1 pseudogene is annotated in these 1,513 nt (G+C 28.0%); it reads left to right on the forward strand.

Going from position 1 to position 1,513, the window contains the following annotated elements:
• Nucleotides 1-475: 475 nt before the first annotated feature.
• Nucleotides 476-1,513 (forward strand): annotated as a pseudogene (locus HMPREF0216_RS16570) (IS1595 family transposase); the annotation flags it as partial.

Genomic DNA, 1,513 nt, shown 5'->3' on the forward strand with positions numbered 1-1,513 from the left:
TTGTGTCCAAAATATTGACATAAGACCAAAGCAATAAAACTCTTATAATTGAAGGGATTGAAAATATATATCAACATAATTTAATTAATAATATTAATAATACTAGTTTATATACTCAAGGTTATTTTTATAGTAGACCTATGAATATTGCTGAAATAGAAGCATTGTAAAAGATATATATTCTACATATTCTTTTATAATTGCTACTTAATTCTTTATTTTTTAATAAAAACACTATACAGACTCTGCAAGAAAAACCATATTAATGTAATATTATTTAGGCTATTATTGAAATAAAGAGCCGCTAGTAAGATTAAATCTCTTATTAGTGGCTCTTATTATTTTTCATTTTTATAAGGCTTTGTTTTAATAAACTGTTGAAAATGGCTTTGTTTTAATAAACTGTTGAAATTTGATTAACCTCTATAAATATGGTTATAATATACTATATAACTACTATTTAGGAGGTTTTTTTATGCAAAGAGTTAATAATGTTATTAAACAAGTTTCACAATTAAATACACATGAGCAAGGTAAGGTATTTGAATTTTTGAAGACTGTATTGATGTAAAATGGAATTACTAACTCTATAGATAAAGAAATCGCTGAAAATAGATTTAATAAGGGGAAGTGCTGTCCTTTTTGTAATCATGACAAAATATCTAAGTATGGAAAATATCATGGTAAAAATGGAGTTAAACAAAGGTATAAATGCCAAAATCCAGAGTGTAAAAAAACTTTCAATGACTTTTATAAATCACCAGTTTCAAGTAGTAAAAAGGGATTAGATAAATGGTTACTATATGCCCAATGTATGGTAAACGGCAACACTATTAGGCAGTGTGCTGAAATCGTTGAAATTAATATTGCAACAGCTTTTTTCTGGAGACATAAAATCATAGACGCAATTAGAAAGTTTATTGGCTATGGTTCGCTTGAAGGTGTTATTGAACTTGATGAGACTTACTTTGCCCTTAGCTATAAAGGTAATCATAGTAAAAGTTCTATTTTACTATGCCAAGGGAGCCAAGAAAACGTGGCAAAGAAATAAATACAAGAGGTATATCAAAGGAATTTGCCTGTGTTTTATGTGGTGTGGATAGATTAGGTAATATCTATACAGGATTAATATGCAATGGTAGACCTAAATATAGCGATATAGACAGAGCTTTATCAGAAGTTGTTGAGGAGAATTCTATATTATGTACAGATAAACATAGGAGTTATATCCCCTTTGCTACTCAACATAATTTTGAGTTACATCAAATTAGAGGTGGAAGAAAAGCTGTGGATATTTATAATATTCAAAGAGTTAATGCCTTTCATAGTAGCCTAAAAAGATGGATAAAGAAATTTAATGGTGTTTCAACCAAGTTCCTAACAAACTACCTATTTTGGTATAAATGGACCCAATTATTTAAAACAGAAATGGAAAGGAATAAGCCTAAAAAATTCTTTGTTCATGCTAATTCAACACATTCTGTATCTTTAATAAAGGATTTTAAGATTAGAA

It is taken from the genome of Clostridium celatum DSM 1785 (assembly GCF_000320405.1).
GTDB classification, from domain to species: domain Bacteria; phylum Bacillota; class Clostridia; order Clostridiales; family Clostridiaceae; genus Clostridium; species Clostridium celatum.